At 61.4% G+C, this 15,563-nt stretch carries 16 protein-coding genes; 9 read left to right on the top strand and 7 right to left on the bottom strand.

What is annotated here, in order from left to right; all coding sequences use genetic code 11:
* The first annotated feature begins 195 nt into the window (after positions 1-195).
* From uvrD to HYE77_RS07595, 3 genes are all read left to right on the top strand, one after another.
* The gene (gene uvrD / locus HYE77_RS07585) at positions 196-2,379 is read left to right on the top strand and encodes a DNA helicase II (RefSeq protein ID WP_003213452.1); all 2,184 of its coding nucleotides are present in this window, start codon (positions 196-198) and stop codon (positions 2,377-2,379) included.
* A gap of 191 nt (positions 2,380-2,570) precedes the next feature.
* Positions 2,571-3,446, top strand: a complete 876-nt coding sequence (locus HYE77_RS07590) for a Tim44 domain-containing protein (protein ID WP_003213454.1) — start codon at positions 2,571-2,573, stop codon at positions 3,444-3,446.
* A gap of 136 nt (positions 3,447-3,582) precedes the next feature.
* Positions 3,583-3,990: an SMI1/KNR4 family protein gene (locus HYE77_RS07595; protein WP_003213456.1), complete on the top strand. Its 408-nt coding sequence runs from the start codon at positions 3,583-3,585 to the stop codon at positions 3,988-3,990.
* Between the two features lie 80 nt (positions 3,991-4,070).
* On the opposite strand, the gene HYE77_RS07600 is transcribed toward HYE77_RS07595, so the two are convergent.
* Positions 4,071-5,834, bottom strand: a complete 1,764-nt coding sequence (locus HYE77_RS07600; protein WP_003213459.1) for a cation:proton antiporter — start codon at positions 5,832-5,834, stop codon at positions 4,071-4,073.
* A gap of 295 nt (positions 5,835-6,129) precedes the next feature.
* On the opposite strand from HYE77_RS07600, the gene HYE77_RS07605 reads away from it, so the two are divergent.
* Positions 6,130-6,615: an acyl-CoA thioesterase gene (locus tag HYE77_RS07605; protein WP_177068624.1), complete on the top strand. Its 486-nt coding sequence runs from the start codon at positions 6,130-6,132 to the stop codon at positions 6,613-6,615.
* Here HYE77_RS07605 and pdxY read toward each other — a convergent pair.
* Complete coding sequence (gene pdxY, locus HYE77_RS07610; protein WP_003213465.1) at positions 6,612-7,484, bottom strand: pyridoxal kinase PdxY; 873 nt, start codon at positions 7,482-7,484, stop codon at positions 6,612-6,614. The two genes, HYE77_RS07605 and pdxY, sit on opposite strands and share 4 nt — an antisense overlap.
* Positions 7,485-7,601: 117 nt before the next feature.
* On the opposite strand from pdxY, the gene HYE77_RS07615 reads away from it, so the two are divergent.
* Entirely contained in the window at positions 7,602-8,000 is a 399-nt protein-coding gene (locus HYE77_RS07615) for a DUF3301 domain-containing protein (RefSeq protein WP_003213466.1), read from the top strand.
* Here the strand turns inward: HYE77_RS07615 and HYE77_RS07620 are convergent.
* From HYE77_RS07620 to dksA, 4 genes are read right to left on the bottom strand one after another with little or no spacing between them, the layout of a single operon-like run.
* Positions 7,994-8,956 carry a GTP-binding protein gene (locus HYE77_RS07620; protein WP_177068625.1) on the bottom strand — a complete coding sequence of 321 codons (963 nt, stop codon included), beginning with the start codon at positions 8,954-8,956 and terminating at the stop codon, positions 7,994-7,996. The two genes, HYE77_RS07615 and HYE77_RS07620, sit on opposite strands and share 7 nt — an antisense overlap.
* A gap of 45 nt (positions 8,957-9,001) precedes the next feature.
* The gene (locus HYE77_RS07625; RefSeq protein ID WP_177040991.1) at positions 9,002-9,646 is read right to left on the bottom strand and encodes a DUF1826 domain-containing protein; all 645 of its coding nucleotides are present in this window, start codon (positions 9,644-9,646) and stop codon (positions 9,002-9,004) included.
* Positions 9,646-10,851 (bottom strand): zinc metallochaperone GTPase ZigA, encoded by a 1,206-nt coding sequence (gene zigA / locus HYE77_RS07630; protein WP_003213472.1) that lies wholly within the window; start codon positions 10,849-10,851, stop codon positions 9,646-9,648. The genes HYE77_RS07625 and zigA overlap by 1 nt, the downstream gene beginning before the upstream one ends.
* A gap of 27 nt (positions 10,852-10,878) precedes the next feature.
* On the bottom strand, positions 10,879-11,283 hold the full coding sequence (dksA, locus tag HYE77_RS07635) for an RNA polymerase-binding protein DksA (protein ID WP_003213474.1): 405 nt from the start codon (positions 11,281-11,283) through the stop codon (positions 10,879-10,881).
* Positions 11,284-11,410: 127 nt separating this feature from the next.
* On the opposite strand from dksA, the gene HYE77_RS07640 reads away from it, so the two are divergent.
* A complete protein-coding gene (locus HYE77_RS07640) occupies positions 11,411-11,779 on the top strand; it encodes a hypothetical protein (RefSeq protein ID WP_003213476.1) in 369 nt (122 codons plus the stop codon).
* On the opposite strand, the gene HYE77_RS07645 is transcribed toward HYE77_RS07640, so the two are convergent.
* Complete coding sequence (locus HYE77_RS07645; protein WP_003213478.1) at positions 11,776-12,999, bottom strand: N-acetylmuramoyl-L-alanine amidase; 1,224 nt, start codon at positions 12,997-12,999, stop codon at positions 11,776-11,778. The two genes, HYE77_RS07640 and HYE77_RS07645, sit on opposite strands and share 4 nt — an antisense overlap.
* A 128-nt stretch (positions 13,000-13,127) precedes the next feature.
* Between HYE77_RS07645 and folE2 the strand changes: the two genes are divergently transcribed.
* From folE2 to HYE77_RS07660, 3 genes are read left to right on the top strand one after another with little or no spacing between them, the layout of a single operon-like run.
* Positions 13,128-14,024 carry a GTP cyclohydrolase FolE2 gene (gene folE2 / locus HYE77_RS07650; protein ID WP_177022403.1) on the top strand — a complete coding sequence of 299 codons (897 nt, stop codon included), beginning with the start codon at positions 13,128-13,130 and terminating at the stop codon, positions 14,022-14,024.
* Positions 14,021-14,689, top strand: coding sequence for a metal ABC transporter ATP-binding protein (locus tag HYE77_RS07655; protein WP_008439505.1), 669 nt, complete (start codon positions 14,021-14,023; stop codon positions 14,687-14,689). The genes folE2 and HYE77_RS07655 overlap by 4 nt, the downstream gene beginning before the upstream one ends.
* Positions 14,689-15,555 (top strand): metal ABC transporter permease, encoded by an 867-nt coding sequence (locus tag HYE77_RS07660; protein WP_003213483.1) that lies wholly within the window; start codon positions 14,689-14,691, stop codon positions 15,553-15,555. Before HYE77_RS07655 ends, HYE77_RS07660 begins: the two co-directional genes overlap by 1 nt.
* Positions 15,556-15,563 lie beyond the last annotated feature (8 nt).

Here is a 15,563-nt window from a genome sequence, read left to right on the forward strand (position 1 = left end):
AAAACAGCGCGACAATCAGGCGCAAACCTTGGAGCCAGACAGCTTGAGTGAGACAGGGCGCGGGCTGTGGGCGATGACCGACCGGTCATCACCGTGAATAGATTGTTGCCTTATCCCGTGTCGACGCAGAAGTTTTCCCGTGACCACCCGGCATTGGGATTTGCCCGACTCCCCCGGGCACCCTAGAATGCGCCGATGCGCGATGATCTCTCTCTTTTGCTGAACTCCCTCAACGATGCCCAACGCCAGGCCGTAGCGGCCCCCGTTGGCCGTCAGTTGGTCCTGGCCGGTGCTGGCTCCGGTAAAACCCGAGTGCTGGTGCACCGTATCGCCTGGTTGATCCAGGTCGAGAACGCCTCACCGCATTCCATCCTGTCGGTGACCTTCACCAACAAGGCCGCTGCCGAGATGCGTCATCGCATCGAGCAGTTGATGGGCATCAGCCCGGCCGGCATGTGGGTGGGCACCTTCCACGGCCTGGCGCACCGCCTGTTGCGGGCGCATTGGCAGGAAGCCGGCCTGAGCCAGACCTTCCAGATTCTCGACAGCGACGACCAGCAACGCCTGGTCAAGCGGGTGATCCGCGAGCTGGGCCTGGATGAACAACGCTGGCCGGTCCGTCAGGCCCAGTGGTTCATCAATGGCCAGAAAGATGAAGGCCTGCGCCCGCAACATATTCAGGCCAGCGGCGACCTGTTCCTGGCCACCATGCGCAGCATTTATGAAGCCTATGAAGTGGCCTGCCAGCGCGCTGGCGTCATCGACTTCTCCGAACTGCTGCTGCGCGCCCTCGACTTGTGGCGCGACAACCCGGGCTTGCTGGCGCACTACCAGAAACGCTTCCGCCACATCCTGGTGGACGAGTTCCAGGACACCAACGCCGTGCAGTACGCCTGGTTGCGCCTGCTGGCCAAGGGCGGCGACAGCCTGATGGTGGTGGGCGACGACGACCAGTCGATCTACGGCTGGCGTGGCGCGAAAATCGAGAACATCTACCAGTACAGCGACGACTTCCCGGACGCCGAAACCATCCGCCTGGAACAGAACTACCGCTCCACCGCCGGGATCCTCAAGGCCGCCAACGCCTTGATCGCCAACAACACCGGGCGCCTGGGCAAAGAACTGTGGACCGACGGCGGCGAAGGCGAAGCGATCAACCTGTACGCCGCCTTCAACGAACACGATGAAGCGCGCTACGTGGTGGAAACCATCGAAAGCGCCCTGAAAACCGGCCTGGCCCGCAGCGATATCGCGATTCTCTACCGCTCCAACGCCCAATCACGGGTATTGGAAGAGGCCCTGCTGCGCGAGCGCATTCCGTATCGCATCTATGGTGGCCAGCGCTTCTTCGAACGTGCCGAAATCAAGAACGCCATGGCCTACCTGCGCTTGCTGGAAGGTCGCGGCAACGATGCGGCGCTGGAACGGGTGATCAACATTCCGGCCCGCGGCATCGGCGAGAAGACCGTCGAGGCGATTCGCGACCACGCACGCCACAGCGATGTGTCGATGTGGGAAGCGATGCGCCTGCTGATCGCCAACAAGGGCCTGACCGGCCGTGCGGCCGGTGCCTTGAGCGTGTTTGTCGAGCTGATCGAGAACCTGGCCGCCAAGTGCATGGAAATGCCGCTGCACCTGATGACCCAGACCGTGATCGAGCAGTCCGGCCTGATCGCCTACCACGAAGCGGAAAAAGGCGAGAAAGGCCAGGCCCGGGTAGAAAACCTTGAGGAACTGGTCAGCGCCGCCCGCGCGTTCGAAAACACCGAAGAAGACGAAGACCTGACGCCACTGGCGGCATTCCTCGGCCACGCGTCCCTGGAAGCCGGCGACACCCAGGCTGATGAGCATGAAGACAGCATTCAGCTGATGACCTTGCACAGTGCCAAGGGCCTGGAATTCCCCTACGTGTTCCTGGTGGGCATGGAAGAAGGCCTGTTCCCCCACAAGATGAGCCTGGAAGAACCCGGCCGCCTTGAGGAGGAACGCCGCCTGGCCTACGTGGGCATCACCCGGGCGATGCAGAACCTGGTGATGACCTACGCCGAAACCCGGCGCCTGTACGGCAGTGAGACCTACAACAAGGTGTCGCGCTTCGTACGCGAGGTGCCGAAAGGGCTGATTCAGGAAGTGCGCCTGTCCAACAGCGTCAGCCGACCGTTCGGCGGCGGCCAGCAGCAGAACTCCAGCAGCATGTTCGCTGGTTCGGAAATCCCCGAGACGCCGTTCAGCCTTGGCCAGCAGGTCAAGCACGCGATCTTCGGCGAAGGCGTGATCCTCAACTTCGAAGGCGCCGGTGCCCAGGCCAGGGTGCAGGTGAACTTCGCCGAAGGCAGCAAGTGGCTGATGATGGGCTACGCCAAGCTCGAAGCAATCTGAAACAACTGTAGAACATGAAGGATGTTGCCCCACCCTTGTATTTGGCAGCGGTGGGGCCAATATCTGTAATAAGTCCTACAGACGATTCGGTATTGGCCCTACGCAAAAGCCCGAAACACTATGCCGCTAGCCACTGACATCACACCTGTGCAACATGGCGCGCGTGCAATCCACAAATGGGAATTCCCTTTATGAAACGTTTTCTTAGCATCGCCATGGCGTTGTGCATCGGCCTGACGATGAGCCTCGACGCCAACGCCAAGCGCTTCGGTGGCGGCAAATCCATGGGCTCGGCGCCGAGCCACCAGACCAGCCAAATGGCCCCATCCGGCGGCGGCATGGGCGGCGCAGCTGCGACCGCTGGCGCTGCCGGTGCCGCAGGCGCTGCTGCCAAGGCTGGCGGTGCTTCGCGCTGGCTGGGCCCTCTGGCCGGTATCGCGGCCGGCGGCCTGCTCGCCTCCATGTTCATGGGCGGCGGCTTCCAGGGCATGCAGATCTTCGACATCCTGATCATGGCGGTCATCGCCTTCCTGATCTTCCGCTTTATCGCCGCCCGTCGCCGCAAGCAACAGGAGCACATGGCTCCAGCCGGCGCGCCGATGCAGCGTGAAGTGTTCGAGCAAAAGCCTGCTGCCATGGGTTCGATCTTCGGCGGTTCGGCTGCTCCTGCCGCCGCTCGTCCGGTGATCAACGCACCCGCCTGGTTCAACGAAGAGCGCTTCGTCGAAGCGGCCCGCAGCCACTTCCAGTCCCTGCAGCAACACTGGGACGCCAACGAAATGGACAAGATCGCCGAGTTCGTGACCCCGCAACTGCTGGAGTTCCTCAAGCGCGAACGTGCCGACCTGGGCGACGGCTTCCAGTCGACCTACATCGACGACCTGAAAGTGCAGCTTGAAGGTGTGGATGACCGCGCCGACAAGACCATCGCCACCCTGACCTTCAGCGGTGTGTCGAAGACCTCGCGTTTCGACCAGGGCGAAGTGTTCAGCGAAAGCTGGAACATGGAGCGCCCACAAGGCGAAAACCAGCCTTGGCTGGTCGCCGGTATCCGCCAGAACGGCTGATCCCTGCCCGCTTTGAGTACGCAGTAACAAAAACCCCGGACTTGTCCGGGGTTTTCTATTTCACGGTTGCACTTATAGCGAGCTACTGTATAAAACGCCCCTATAAACCGCGCCATCTAGCAAGAGGATCCCGGCCGTGGAAGAAGTTATCGAACAATTGCGTGAAGCCAACGAACCGGTACCGGTTCCTCTGGAGCTGCCTGACGAAGATCAACTGGTGGAAATCGAGGAACAACTGTTCATCGATATTCCGTTCGTCTTCCGTGAATTTCTGCTGACCGTCAGCGATGTGGTCTACGGCAGCCTGGAGCCGGTGACCGTCACCGACCCACAGTCCCACACCTACCTGCCGGACGTTGCCGCCAACGCCTGGGATGCCGGTGTTGACCGCAGCATGATCCCGATCTGCCAGGACGGCGACGACTACTACTGCGTCGAAGAAGACGGCACCGTGGTGCTGTGGTCCGGCGAAGAAGAACTCGTCACCGAAGAAACCTGGGAATCGGTGTGGCACTGGGCGCGGGACGTCTGGCTGGAAAGCTGAGACCCCTGTGTGCCGAGGGCGCTTGTTGTGGCGAGCGAGCTTGCTCGCGCTGGGCTGCGAAGCAGCCCTCTGCGACCCACTCAGTGCTCCGGCGTATCCTTATGGTTATCCAGGGTCTCCAGCAAGGCGACCTGCATCCGCGTATGCACGCGGATGAACCAGCGCCAGAGCACGGCGGCCACCGCGGCCGTCACCACGGCGATCAGCACCAGCAACTTGTTGGTCGGCAGGATACTGGCCGACAAGGCTGCCAATAGCAGGAAAATCACCAGCAGCGAAAGAATCGGGATCACTTCGGCGATCACCCGGCGCACGCGCTGAGTGTGGCGCCCGGCCATTTCCGGCTTCACGCTCATCTCCGCCAGCAGCATCGACAGCGCCTTGAGCTTGCGGTACGCCGCAATCAAAAACGGCAGCGACAGCAGCAACGCCCCACCCCAGATCAATGCCTTCTGCCAGCTCGGATCGCTGACCCAGCCTTCCAGGTAGCTGCCAATACGCGCCGCGAAAAAGCTGCCGGCAAAGAAGATCGCCACCACCAGCGCCAGGTTCACCCCCACCTGCAGAATGATCTTGCGGATCATCGACGCCAGCATCGCACCCTCGCCCTGGGGCTGAATGCTGCGCAGCCACTCGCCATACATCCCGAACACCCGGCTCATGCGCTTGGGCATCACTGCGGCAATCTTCAGCGACAGCGGGTCTGCGCCACGGATCAGATAGGGTGTGAGCAGTGTGGTAATCGCAGAAACAGCCACCGCCACCGGATACAGGAAGTCGCTGGTGACCTGCAACGTCATCCCCAGCGCGGCGATGATGAATGAAAATTCGCCGATCTGTGACAGCCCCATCCCCACTCGCAATGAAGTGCGGCCATCGTTACCCGCAATAAACGCCCCCAACCCACAGGACAACATCTTGCCCAGCACCACGGCTACGGTAATCACCGCAATCGGCCAGGCGTATTGCAGGAGGATCTGCGGGTCGATCATCAAGCCAATGGCGACAAAGAAGATCGCGCTGAACATGTCGCGAACCGGTTCGATCAGGCGCTCAATCTTCAGCAATTGCCGGGATTCAGCCATGATCGCGCCGATCAGGAATGCCCCCAGCACCATGCTGTATTCCAGCTTGACCACCAACAGGCAGAAACCGAAGCACAGGCCCAGCACGGTGATCAGCAGCATCTCGTTGCTTTCGAATTTGGCCACGTACTCCAGCAGGCGTGGCACCAGCAAAATCCCGATCACCAGTGCGACAATCATGAACAGCGAGAGCTTGCCGACGGTGGAGAACACCTCGCCGGAGCTGACCGTGCCGCTGACGGCAATGCTCGACAGCAAGGCGATGATGCCGATGCCGAGGATGTCTTCGACGATCAGCACCCCGAAAATCAGCTGGGCAAAGCGCTGGTTTTTCATCTTCAGGTCATTGAGCGCCTTGACGATGATGGTGGTCGAGGAAATCGCCAGGATCGCGCCCAGGAACAGCGAGTCCATGGTGTTCCAGTCGAACCAGCGGCCGATTTCGTAGCCGATCCAGATCATCAGGATGATTTCGAGGAACGCCGCGATAAATGCGGTGGCGCCAACCTTGAACAGCTTGCGCAGGCTGAACTCAAGGCCCAGGCAGAACATCAGGAAGATCACCCCAAGCTCGGCCAGGGTCTTGATCGTGTCTTCGTCGTGGATCAGGCCAAACGGTGGGGTGTGCGGGCCGATGATGAAGCCGGCGACGATATACCCCAACACCACCGGCTGCTTGAGCCGATGGAACAGGATCGTCACCACCCCGGCCACCAGCATGATCACGGCCAGGTCCTGGATAAAGCTGATGGCGTGCATGGCGAGGGGCTCCTTGAGGGGTACTGGCGCTTTTCCCATTTCCACGCATACACCCCGAAAGGTCGCAATGAACGGAAAGAAAAGTCTGCCTTGATCGTAAGAATTGCCTTTGAGACGGGCTTTTGAAGGGTAACACCGCGACTTGCGGCAGAAAGCCGGTGCAATATATGGAAACAGATCGCCCCAGGCGTGACGGCAAGCCGGGGCCCAGCGTCCCGTTATGAATGGCTCTGCAAAGACTCCAGCACCCGCAGAGGTGCCTCCCCACCCAATGCCTACAACCCGTGAGTGTGCTATGGAACCCGGAAACGCCCATCTGTCGATGACAGTATTGATGACCCCTGACATGGCCAACTTCTCTGGCAATGTGCACGGCGGCACGCTGCTCAAGTACCTCGACGAAGTGGCCTACGCCTGCGCCAGCCGTTATGCCGGGCGCTATGTGGTGACGTTATCGGTGGACCAGGTGATTTTTCGCGAGCCGATCCATGTCGGCGAGCTGGTGACCTTCCTGGCCTCGGTCAACTACACCGGCAACACGTCGATGGAAGTGGGGATCAAGGTGGTCACCGAGAACATCCGTGAGCGTTCGGTACGCCACACCAATAGCTGCTTCTTCACGATGGTCGCGGTGGATGACCAGCGCAAACCGGCCGCCGTGCCGCCGCTGCAACCGCAGAACAGCGAAGACAAACGCCGGTTTGTGCAGGCTCAACAGCGCCGGCAGATTCGCCAGGAGCTGGAAAAGCGCTATCAGGAAATCAAGGCAGACGGGCCTTAAAGCCCTATCGGGGTTGCCTCGAAGCGAACTCGCGGATGGGCAATCCGGTCCTGGGCGCGCACCAGTTCCAGCTCATAGCTGGCGCACGCCTGGGTTTCCAGCAGTACTTCATGCACCGCTGCAGCAGTGAACTCAAAGGCCGCCACCAGGCTATCCCCCAACAACACCCGCGCCAGGAACAGGCCCGACGTCAGGTCGCCCACGCCCACCGGCTGACGCGGGAATGCCAGCAGTGGCCGACGCAGGTGCCAGCTGCCTTCAGCCGTCACCAACAGCATTTCGAAGCCGTCCGGCAGCTTGCCGGGATAATCCAGGTGCTTGACCAACACCGCTTTCGGCCCGCGGGCCAGTAACGCACGGGCCATCCCCAGGCAATCGAACAGCGACTGCGGCTTGCGCCCGGCAAAGCTGTCCAGCTCCAGCTGGTTGGGGCACAGGAAGTCGGCCATCGCCGCCGCTTCCTCCAGCAGGAAGTCGCTGACCTCCTGGGGCACGATGCAGCCTTTTTCCGGATGCCCCATCACCGGGTCACACAGGTAAAGAGCCTTGGGGTTGATCGCCTTGATCCGCGCCACGCCGGTGAGGATCGCCCGGCCCTGGGCCGCACTGCCCAGGTAGCCCGACAGCACTGCATCACAGTTGCCCAGCTCGCCAATCGCCGCGATGCCTTCCACCAGCGCAGGAATTTGCTGCGGCGCCAACACTTCTCCCGCCCACTGACCATACTGAGTGTGGTTGGAGAACTGCACCGTATTGAGCGGCCACACGTTCACCCCGACCCGTTGCATGGGGAACACGGCGGCGCTGTTTCCGGCGTGGCCGAAGACCACATGAGACTGGATCGCAAGCAGATGGGGCGTACGTTTCATGCAGGGGATTTCCGTAAAGCCGTTGATATTCTGGCTGCGCAGTATGCGACTAAACGCGGCCTGTACGACAGACCGGAGACGCAGTTAAGCTGGCCCTACTTTGTTGGAGTTCATCGAATGCTGACCCTCGGAAATATCTTCGTGCTGATGCTGCTGGCGACCGGTGCCGCCTGGCTGTGGCACAACCACGGCCTGCGCGAGCGGGCGCTGGAACGGGTCAAGCAGCACTGCGCCAAGCTCGACATCGAGCTGCTCGATGGCGCCGTGGCGTTGAAGCGCATCGGTTTTGTGAAAGATGCCAGCGGGCGGCGGCGCCTGGCACGGATCTACAACTTCGAATTCACCGTGACCGGCGAAACGCGGCACCCGGGGACCATCACCCAATTCGGCGCCCACAGTGCACAAATCGAGTTGGCGCCCTACCCGTTCGAGATCAAGACGCCATTGCCCAGCGCCGAGATCATTGAGCTAAGCCAGTGGCGCCAGGAGCATGGCAACAGCAAGACCCGTCACTGACGGCAAGCGGTTAACCCACCCTGTAACTGCGCAACGTCCTGCACTTCGCTGAAGATCAATTCGATACGCGAATCCCGCCGCCATTCGCTGGGCTGCCAGGCCAACGCGGCGTTATCCACAGCGTTGGCCGATACCCAGCCATCCAGGCTGTGGATAACCAGTTTTGCCCGTCGCCAGTCCAACGATTGCAGCCATAGCTGAATGCGCCGCGCGTCGAATCGCTGACTCGGATGCCAGCGCCAGCCAATACTCCAGCCATCCTCCTGGCCCTGGCTGAGGCAGATCGGCGATGCCGGATCCGTCCAGATGGCCGGCATTTGCCCCAGGCCTTTGGGCAACTCGAAGTTATCCACAGCCGCTGCCGCTTGAGCATTCACACCCGGTAACCGGGCCAAGGGCAGTTGCGCCTGCTGCGTCCAATAGATCGGTCGATCGGGCAGTTGCCCTTGAATCAACAGGCGCTGCGCATCACTTAAGGCTTCATTCTTGTTCAATACCAACAGCCCGGCGCTGGCTAATGCCTCCCGTTGGGCATTGGGTAAAGGTTTGCCCGCCGCCAACGCCTGGGCATCCAGTACCAGCACGCACGGCTGCACCGCCAGTACCTGCTGCCAGGGTGCTTCCCGCAGCTGCTTGAGCAATTGAGCCGGGTGCCCAAGCCCGGACGGCTCGATAAACAGCCGGTCGGGCCTGGCCTTACGCAACAAACGCCCCAGCCCTACCTGGAACGGCGCCCCGTTGACGCAACACAGGCAGCCACCCGCCACTTCACCGAGGGCAATCCCGTCGTCATCACGGGTGAGCAACGCGGCATCCAGGCCAATCTGCCCGAACTCATTGATCAACACCGCCCAACGCTCATTGGCCGGGCGCTGGGCCAGCAGGTGCTTGATCAGGCTGGTCTTGCCGGCGCCCAGGGGCCCGGCAATCACGTGGGTGGGAATGTTCTGCAGCATGGTGGACATCATTCAGACCGTGTAGAGAGGTTCGATCCTACCCGGTTACGCCAACCAATCCAGCGTCAGAATCAACCGTCGTTGATCCGCTTGCAGCGGCGGCGAGCGGTGGATCAGGCCAAAGCCTTCGTTGCCGTGCCATTTTTCGCCCTTGAGCAACGCCACTTCACCGCAGTGGATTTGCTCAATGCGTTCTTCCGGCTCAGCACTCGCCTGGCTCAGGTGCCGCCGCTCCATCACACCTTCGCGTAGCCATTGGCTGCCAATGCCGGCGTAGGTAGTGATCAGCCGCACCGGCACATGATCCACATGAAAACGCGGGCACATGGCCTTGTCCAATAGCCGCAAACGCACGCCGATACGCTTGGCTCCCAGCAAACAGGCAAAGGCGCTGACCAGCCACGACACATCGGCGATAAAGCCTTCGTAGCCTTCAAGGTCACGGCAACCCGATGCAAAGTCCTGCAGGTTTGGCTCGGCGTCTTCGCTGTTCAGTTCAACCACCAGCGACTCGGCCAATGGCTCATTGAGTGCCACCAGTAACGCGCCGAACTCGGCGATGTGCAGAGGCAACTGACGCTGCCACACCGCTAGGTTCACGCCGTCCTCAAGGATATCGGTGAGCACGGCCGGGGTTTCGCCGTGGGTCTGGCGAACCACCGGGCGCAGTTTCAGGGTCGGTGCCAGCATCAGGCAGCCTCTTCGAACCAAGGGCCAAAGGGATCGGCCAACAAGCGCCAGCCTTCGACACCCGTGGCCATTTCATCGTCGGTCAGCAAACAAGCGTCCAGCTCGGCGGTCATCTGGGCGAAGTCGATGTTCTGGCCGATAAACACCAGCTCCTGCCGGCAATCGCCGGTGCTCAGTTGCCAGTTTTTCATGATTGCGGCGATGCCTTCCTCGTCCTGGGGCCACTGGGTTTTCGGCACGAAACGCCACCAGCGCCCGGCAAACCCATGGCGCATCAGGCCGCCAGCCTGGGACCAGCTACCGGCGTCCTGGTGTTTGCTGGCCAGCCAGAAAAAGCCCTTGGAGCGCAGCAGTTTTCCATTCACCCAAGGCCGGTCGATAAAGTCGAAAAACCGCTGCGGGTGGAACGGGCGGCGGGCGCGATAGGCGGTGGAGGCGATGCCGTACTCTTCGGTTTCCGGCAGGTGTTCGCCACGCAGTTCCTGCAACCAGCCCGGCGCCTGGGAAGCACGCTCGAAGTCGAAACGGCCGGTGTTGAGGATCTTCGCCAACGGCACTTCGCCCATGACCATCGGGATGATTTCAGCCTGGGAGTTCAAGCGCTCCAGGATCGCCATCAACTCCTCGCGCTCACTGCTGCTGATCAGGTCGATCTTGCTGATGAGGATCACATCCGCAAATTCGATCTGCTCGATCAGCAGGTCGGTGATCGAGCGCTCGTCCTCTTCACCGAGGGTTTCGCCCCGGGACGCCAGGCTTTCGGCAGCCTGGTAGTCGAGCAGGAAGTTCATGCCGTCGACCACGGTGACCATGGTGTCGAGCCGGGCAATGTCCGCCAGGCTTTGGCCTTCTTCATCGCGGAAGGTGAAGGTTTCGGCCACTGGCAGCGGCTCGGAGATACCGGTGGACTCGATCAACAGGTAATCGAACCGACCTTCCTTGGCGAGCTTTCCGACTTCTTCCAGCAAGTCTTCGCGCAAGGTGCAGCAGATGCAGCCGTTGCTCATCTCCACCAGTTTTTCTTCGGAGCGATTGAGGGTGACGTCGCGCTGGACCTCACTGCCATCGATGTTGATTTCGCTCATGTCGTTGACGATCACCGCCACCCGCAGGTTTTCGCGGTTGCGCAGGACGTAGTTGAGCAGCGTGCTTTTGCCGGCGCCGAGGAATCCGGACAGCACAGTAACGGGGAGACGATTGGGCATCAGGTATTCCTCATCAGGGTTGGCCGGTCAAATCGCCCGTTGATGGCGTTCGCGCAGCTCTTCACGTTCTTTGGCTTCGATACACAGGGTGGCCGTGGGGCGCAGCAGCAGGCGCTTGAGGCCGATGGGTTCGCAGGTTTCACGGCACCAGCCGTATTCACCGCGGGCCAGGCGTTCCAGGGCTTCGTCGATCTTGTCCAACAGCTTTTTTTCGCGCTCCAGCAGGCGCAGTTGCCATTGGCGCTGTTCTTCGGCGCTGCCGACATCGGCGGGATCGCTGTTGGGCTCCTGTTCGCGCAGCACCATGAATTCAGCGTCGATGCGCGCTTGCAGCTCGTTGCGCTGGGCCAGCAGCAGCTCGCGGAAGAAACCTTGCTGGGCTTCATTCATGTAGTCGGCGCAGGGTTGGGCGAGAAGGTCTTGTTCGGTCATCGGAGGTGGTTCACGGGTCAGGCTGTTTTTTAATGTTATAGTATAACAATGCAAATAAGCCAATCCCCCTTGCTCGTGACGACGAAGGGCGCAATGCTGGCAGCCGAATAACGCCCCGAGAGCCTCTATGAAATACCTGCTGTGTGCTGTGTTGCTGATGCTGGCGAGCCTGGCCAACGCCCAGGTGCCCAGCCTGCTGGCCAACTGCACCCGCAGCGCCAACCTGCTGGCGTGCGTCGACGCCCAGGGCAATGCCTACAGCGTCGCGACGGCAGGCAGCACTACGTATTTGCGGGGCTTTGAAGTGATCGGAAAACGCTATTGGGCACAAACCAGCAGCCGCTACGGGCAACTGACGTTCTTTACCGGGTTGGCTTCCGATGGTGAGGCGTGGGTGGGCTACACGCGGCGAGTGGGCTGGACCACCCTCAACCGGTTTTCCAGTTCCGGTGGTGCCAGCGCCAAGTTCACCTGTAGTCGAATCACCGGCTGTTAGACCTGGCCGGTTTTCTGTTCCTGAACCCAGGCCATGTAGCTGTTCATCGGCGGGTTCTTCTGGAAGTAGTTCTTCAACCCTTCAAATAAACCGTCTGCCACCGCCTGTTGATGGCGTGCGGTGACCAGTCGCTGGGCGTCCTGGGTGTTGGAGATAAACCCGGTTTCCACCAGGATCGACGGCACGTCCGGCGACTTGAGCACCGCAAAGCCGGCCTGTTCCACGCGTTTTTGATGCAGCGTGGTGATGCTTTGCAGGCTGCCCAGTACCGAGCTGCCCAGTTGCAGGCTGGAGGCGATGGTGGCGTTCATCGACATGTCGAGAATCACCCCGGCCAGCATCGGGTCCTTGTCCTTGAGATTGAGCAAGGTGGTGGCGCCCAACAGGTCGGCGCCGTTTTCCCGCTGCGCCATGAACCGTGCGGTGGCGGAGGTGGCGCCGCCTTCAGACAGCGCATAGACAGAGGCGCCGGACGCCGTAAGCCGTGGCGCGGCATCGGCGTGTACCGAGATAAACATGTCGGCTTTGTGCTGACGGGCGATGTCCACACGTTTACGCAGCGGCACGAAGAAGTCGTCGTTGCGCACCAGCTTCACATCGAAGCCCTTCTCGCGCTTCAGACGCTTGGCCAGCAACTGGGCGATGGACAGCACCACGTCTTTTTCGCGCTGGCCCTTTGAGCCAATCGCGCCGGGATCCTTGCCGCCGTGCCCAGGGTCGACCACCACGATGATGTCGCGTTTCGGATGAGCCCTGTCCACCGGCGCCGGCACGGGTGCAGCCAACGCGGCCGGTGCCGCAGCGATTTGCATAGGTGCATGAGTGGCGCTTGTCAGGTCCAGCACGAGGCGGTGGCCCTGGCCATCCTGTGGCGGCAGGAGAAAGCTGTTGAGCTGCATCGGCGCCTTCAAATCCAGCACGATCCGCGTATCGCCCTGCCCGAAATGCCCCGAGCGAATCGAGGTAATGCCGCTGTTGGTCAGGGCCAGTTGGCTGAAATCACCGGTCAGCTTCGCGCCGCTCAAATCGATGATCAACCGCTCCGGCGCGGTCAGGGTGAAGGTCTTGTATTGCACCGGGCCGCTGAGGTCCAGCACCAGCCGCAGCTTGTTATCCGACCGCCACAGCCGTGCATTGCGGATCTGCGCGGCAGACACGCCCAAGGGCAAGGTGAACACCGCACTGGCCAGCAGCAGGTTGAGGAGTTGACGTCTGTGCATGACTTACACCGCAAATAAAGGAGCTTCCGTACTCGACATGACTGAATAAAAGACAGAACAGAAAAACTTTCGTCGTTTCAATTGTAATAATATAACATGTCTTTTTATTTCCAACGATGGACCTGCTCATGAACGCGCTGACTCTGCCCGATATCGCCGCGCAGGCTTCACGCCAAGCCTTGCCGCTCGATTGGGTGGGCATGTGCGGCATTGCCCTGCCCATTCTGATCGACGGCCAAAGCCTTAGCGCCACGGCTGATGCCGGCGTCAGCCTGGACGACGGCGAGGCCCGTGGCATTCATATGTCACGGCTTTACCTGGCGCTGGAAATGCTTGAACAGCAACCGCTTTCGCCAGCACTGCTGCGCAGTGTATTGCAACGTTTTCTCGACAGTCATGAAGGTTTATCCACAAATGCCTACCTGCGAATTCATGCAGGTCTGCTGCTGAAACGTCCGGCGCTGGTCAGCCCGTTGGCCGGCTGGAAAAGCTACCCGGTGAGCATCGAGGCGCGCCTGGAAAACCAGATGTTCCACGTGGAACTAAAAATTGACGTTACTTACTCTTCAACCTGCCCTTGCTCCGCTGCCCTCGCCAGGCAATTGATTCAGCAGCAATTTATCGAGGACTTTGCCGGCACACCGCTGCAGCACGAAGACGTACTGACCTGGCTCGGCAGCGCAAACGGCATCGTCGCCACGCCCCACAGCCAGCGCAGCAGCGCGCTGTTGCAGGTCCGGCTTCAGGACGATCAGCCAACACTGCCGCTGACCCAGTTGATCGACGAAACCGAAGCCGCCCTCGGCACTGCCGTGCAAACCGCCGTAAAGCGTGCAGACGAACAAGCCTTCGCCCTGGCCAACGGGCAGAACCTGATGTTCTGCGAAGACGCCGCCCGCCGCCTGAACCTCGCCTTGAAACGCTCGGATGCGGTCAATGCCTTCCACTTGAGAGTGATCCACGCCGAAAGCCTTCACGCGCACGATGCCGTGGCCGAAAGCCGCTGGACGAGACCTTCCGAATGATCACCTGCACCGCTTTGCGCTGGGGCGCCCCCGGCCAACCACTGACCCCCGCCGTGGATTTCACCCTGGAAAAAGGCAGCCTTACCGGCATCATCGGCGCCAACGGCACCGGCAAAAGCAGCCTGCTGAAAGTTATCGCCGGATTGCAGAAGCCACTGGCGGGGAAAGTGACGATCGATGTTCCACGCCGAGGTGGCCTGTCGTTTTTGCCCCAGCAACAGAACCTCGACCGCCAGTTTCCTATCAGCCTTGAAGAATTGGTGGCCGCCGGTTTTTGGGGCAGCAGGCAAACCCCGCAACAACGTACCGAACGCCTGAGCGCCGTGCTCGAAGACTGGTGCCTCAGCGGCCTGGAGCATCGGCCGTTGATGGCCTTGTCGGGCGGCGAACTGCAACGCGCCCTGCTCGCCCGCATGAGCCTGGCCGAGTCGCCGATATTGCTGCTGGACGAACCCCACGCCGCCCTCGACGAAGACGGCCAGGCGCTGTGCTGGAAACACATCCACGCCTGGCACGACGCAGGCCGCACGGTGGTCGTGGTGTGCCATGACCTCGGCTCCGTACGCCAACACACCCAGCAAGTGGTGCAGATCAAAAGCAGTGGCTGCGTGTTCGGCTCCAGCAAAGAACTGATCCGCCCGCAGCCGCAAATGCAGGTGGCCTGATGCACTTCGCCGCCCACCTGTGGATGCCGTTTCTCGATTTCGTTTTCATGCGCCGCGCGCTCGTCGGCGGTCTGGTATTGGCATGCAGCACCGCGCCGCTTGGGGTGTTCCTGATCCTGCGCCGCATGAGCCTGATCGGTGACGCGGTGTCCCACGGCATCCTGCCCGGCGCCGCCCTGGGCTTCTGGTTTGCCGGCCTGAGCCTGCCCGCGCTGACCATCGGCGGCCTGGGCGCCGGCCTGAGCATGGCCGGTCTCGCCGCCTGGATTACCCGTCGCACCGGGCTGAAGGAAGACGCCAGCCTCGCCGCCATCTACCCGATCTCCCTGGCCAGCGGCGTGCTGATCCTCGGCCTCGCCGGCAAACGCCTGGACCTGCTGCACCTGCTGTTCGGCTCGGCCCTGGCGGTAGACGGCCCGACCCTCACCGGCATGCTCTGGGTCTCGGGCTTCAGCCTGATCGCCATGGTGGTGATCTACAAACCGCTGCTGCTGGACACCCTCGACCCGCTGTTCCTGCAAACCGTCAGCCGCCTCGGCCCGCTGGCCCACGGCCTGTTCCTGACGCTGGTGGTGCTGAACCTGGTGATCGGTTTCCAGGCCATCGGCGCGTTGATGGTGGTCGGCCTGATGATGTTGCCGGCGATTGCTTCACGTTTCTGGAGCCGGCGCCTGCCGGTGTTGATCGCCATATCAGCGGTGCTGGGATGCCTGTCGGTATGGCTTGGCTTGTTGCTGTCGTTCTACTACTCGCTGCCCAGCGGCCCGGCAATTGTGCTGGTGGCTGGCGGCTGGTACCTGCTGTCCGTGGTCTTCGGTCCGGTGCACGGCTTGCTGCGCCGCCCGCCTTTGCTTACATCCCAATGAGGTGTTTC

The sequence above is a fragment of the Pseudomonas sp. IPO3774 genome, from assembly GCF_013386835.1.
Classification (GTDB): Bacteria; Pseudomonadota; Gammaproteobacteria; order Pseudomonadales; family Pseudomonadaceae; genus Aquipseudomonas.